3 protein-coding genes are annotated in these 2,907 nt (G+C 58.1%); all 3 read left to right on the top strand.

Going from position 1 to position 2,907, the window contains the following annotated elements; genetic code table 11:
- Positions 1-564: 564 nt before the first annotated feature.
- The 3 genes from groES to HQL63_16150 all read left to right on the top strand — a co-directional run bounded on the left by groES (position 565) and on the right by HQL63_16150 (position 2,863).
- A complete protein-coding gene (gene groES, locus HQL63_16160; protein ID MBF0178356.1) occupies positions 565-858 on the top strand; it encodes a co-chaperone GroES in 294 nt (97 codons plus the stop codon).
- Between the two features lie 56 nt (positions 859-914).
- On the top strand, positions 915-2,579 hold the full coding sequence (groL, locus tag HQL63_16155; GenBank protein ID MBF0178355.1) for a chaperonin GroEL: 1,665 nt from the start codon (positions 915-917) through the stop codon (positions 2,577-2,579).
- A 122-nt stretch (positions 2,580-2,701) separates the two neighbouring features.
- Positions 2,702-2,863 (top strand): hypothetical protein, encoded by a 162-nt coding sequence (locus HQL63_16150; GenBank protein ID MBF0178354.1) that lies wholly within the window; start codon positions 2,702-2,704, stop codon positions 2,861-2,863.
- The last annotated feature ends 44 nt before the right edge of the window (positions 2,864-2,907 follow it).

The raw sequence follows: 2,907 nt of genomic DNA, 5'->3' as shown, positions 1-2,907 counted from the left end.
CCCTTGCGGGGTCCGGGGCAGCGCCCCGTTTTGTTTTTGTACGCCCCCCCTTCTCGCAGGCTTTCTTTGCGCTGTTTGCAAAAAAAGCCCAGGGGGCGGGCCTTGGTCCGTCATCTGGCGCGTCTTTTTGCGCCAGATGACGGACGCATGGCAGGTTTTTAAAAGAGCAACCGTTCACCCCCTTTTCAAGGTTCACCCCCCTTTCAAGAAAAGCTTGGATATGAAAGCCTTTGTCAGGGATTCGCCCCGAACCCCACCAGGACGCTGTCCAAGGCCCTGCCAGGGAGCCATCCCCCTGGACCCCAATGCGTTATCCGTCGCCAGACCCCTGGACCCCGATGCGTTGCCGGGTGGTGAATTGGATACAAAAAATCATTTTAATTTGTGACGATCACTTGACAACCTCTCTTTCGCGCCTACATTAGCACTCAACCCCGGAGAGTGCCAAAGGGACGTCCCGGGTTGCATAGCGGCCTTGGGGCCAGCCGGGGGATGGGAACGCGGGCACATTCCGGATCGTGGACCGTTTGGATAAAAATTTAAGAAAGTTCAGGAGTTGAGGAGATGAAGACGAAATTTCGTCCGCTTCATGACAGGGTCGTCGTCGAACGTATTGAGCAGGATGAGAAGACATCCGGTGGCATCATCATTCCCGATACGGCCAAGGAAAAACCCATTCAGGGGCGTATTCTGGCGGTGGGGAAGGGGGCCATTGGGGATGATGGCCAACTGCGCCCCATGAGCGTGAAAGAGGGTGACCGGGTGCTTTTTGCCAAGTATTCCGGCAGTGAAGTCAAGGTCGATGGGAAGGAACTGCTGATCATGCGGGAAACCGACATCATGGGTATCCTGGAGTGAGGGCAGGCCTGAGCCGGGCTTGAGACAATTGATTGGATTGAAAAGGAAGCGAAACAATGGCAGCGAAAGAAGTCAAATTTGGTGAGATCGCCCGGAGCAGGATGCTGACGGGGGTCAATGTCCTGGCCGATGCCGTCAAGGTGACCCTGGGACCGAAAGGCCGGAATGTCGTTCTGGACAAATCCTGGGGCGCTCCCCGGATTACCAAGGACGGCGTGACCGTGGCCAAGGAGATCGAACTGGAGAACAAGTTTGAGAACATGGGCGCCCAGATGGTCAGGGAAGTGGCCTCCAAAACCGCAGATGAAGCCGGTGACGGAACCACCACGGCGACCGTATTGGCCCAGGCCATCATTCGTGAGGGGATGAAGTCGGTGGCCGCCGGGATGAATCCGATGGATCTGCGGCGGGGCATCGATGCCGCTGTCGAGGCGGTGGTGGCGCATCTGAAATCGGTTTCCAAAGAGGTGACCAGCTCCGAGGAGATCTCCCAGGTTGGGACCATCTCGGCCAACAGCGACCTTGAAATCGGCAAAATGATTGCCCAGGCCATGGACAAGGTCGGCAAGGAGGGGGTCATCACCGTCGAGGAGGCCAAAGGCCTGGAAACCACCCTGGAAGTGGTGGAAGGGATGCAGTTCGACCGGGGGTATCTCTCGCCCTATTTTGTGACCAACGCCGAAAAGATGCTCGTGGAGTTGAACGAGCCCTACATTCTGCTGGTCGAGAAAAAGGTCAACGGACTCCAGCAGATTCTGCCGGTGCTGGAGAGCGTGGTGCAATCCAGCCGCCCTCTGTTGATCATTGCCGAGGATGTCGAAGGGGAGGCCCTGGCGACCCTGGTGGTGAACAAATTGCGGGGCGGCCTGAAAGTGTGCGCCGTGAAAGCCCCCGGGTTTGGCGACCGGCGCAAGGCCATGCTGGAGGATATTGCCATCCTGACCGGCGGTACCGTGGCTTCGGAAGATCTGGGCGTCAAACTGGAAAATGTCACCCTGGACATGCTGGGATCGGCCAAATCGATCACCATCACCAAAGAAGACACCACCATCGTGGGAGGGTCAGGCTCTGGTGCGGACATCAAGGGCCGGGTCAACCAGATTCGCGCCCAGATCGAAGAGACCACCTCCGACTATGACCGGGAGAAGTTGCAGGAACGCCTGGCAAAGTTGGCCGGCGGCGTGGCGGTGATCAAGGTCGGCGGCGGTACCGAGGTGGAAGTGAAAGAGCGCAAGGACCGTGTGGACGACGCCCTGCATGCCACCCGTGCAGCCGTGGAAGAGGGGATTGTTCCCGGTGGCGGCGTGGCCCTGTTGCGCAGCCAGAAGTGCCTCGATGCCGTGAAGCGCGACAACGAAGACCAGCAGATGGGGGTCAAGATTGTCCGCCGTGCCCTGGAAGAACCTTTGCGGGTGATCGTCGGCAACGCCGGCGCCGAAGGTTCGGTCGTGGTGGCGCGGATCGCCGAGAACAACAACGGCAGCTTTGGCTATGACGCTGCCCAGGAGGAGTATGCCGACCTGGTGCAACGTGGCGTGATCGATCCGACCAAGGTGGTGCGCCATGCCCTGCAGGCCGCTGCCTCCATTGCCGGTTTGATGATCACCACCGAAGCCATGGTGGCTGAACTGCCCAAGAAGGAGAGCGCCGGCGGCATGCCCGAAGGTGGTGGCATGGGCGGCATGGGCGGCATGGGCGGCATGGGCGGCATGGGTATGTAAGTGCCGCTTGGCCCAATGTTCTGCTGAAATCTGCTGAAAATGGACACCCCCGGTTGCAATTGTGACCGGGGGTGTTTTATCACAGGGGATGGAAGTTCACGTCTGCAACGGAGATACCCCGCATGGAACTCTTGAATCTGCTCCCCCTGGCGGCTTTGGCCTGGATGGTCTTCGTGGCCATTAAATCCGGTCGGAAGCTGGACCGGACCGACCACTATTTTCAGGAAAATAAACATTTGACCGGGAAAAAATTTCATAATTGGTTTGGCATTCCAAAATCGTAACTATTCAGCACCCTTTCAAAAAAAGCCTGGATATGAAAGCCTTT

Source organism: Magnetococcales bacterium (assembly GCA_015231175.1).
Classification (GTDB): Bacteria; Pseudomonadota; Magnetococcia; order Magnetococcales; family DC0425bin3; genus HA3dbin3.
This window is presented reverse-complemented; position numbering and strand designations above follow the sequence as displayed.

Excerpts from the sequence above, each read along its gene's own strand:
- groES (MBF0178356.1), top strand. The coding sequence starts at position 565 with ATGAAGACGAAATTTCGTCCGCTTCATGACAGGGTCGTCGTCGAACGT.
- groL (MBF0178355.1), top strand. The coding sequence starts at position 915 with ATGGCAGCGAAAGAAGTCAAATTTGGTGAGATCGCCCGGAGCAGGATG.
- HQL63_16150 (MBF0178354.1), top strand. The coding sequence starts at position 2,702 with ATGGAACTCTTGAATCTGCTCCCCCTGGCGGCTTTGGCCTGGATGGTC.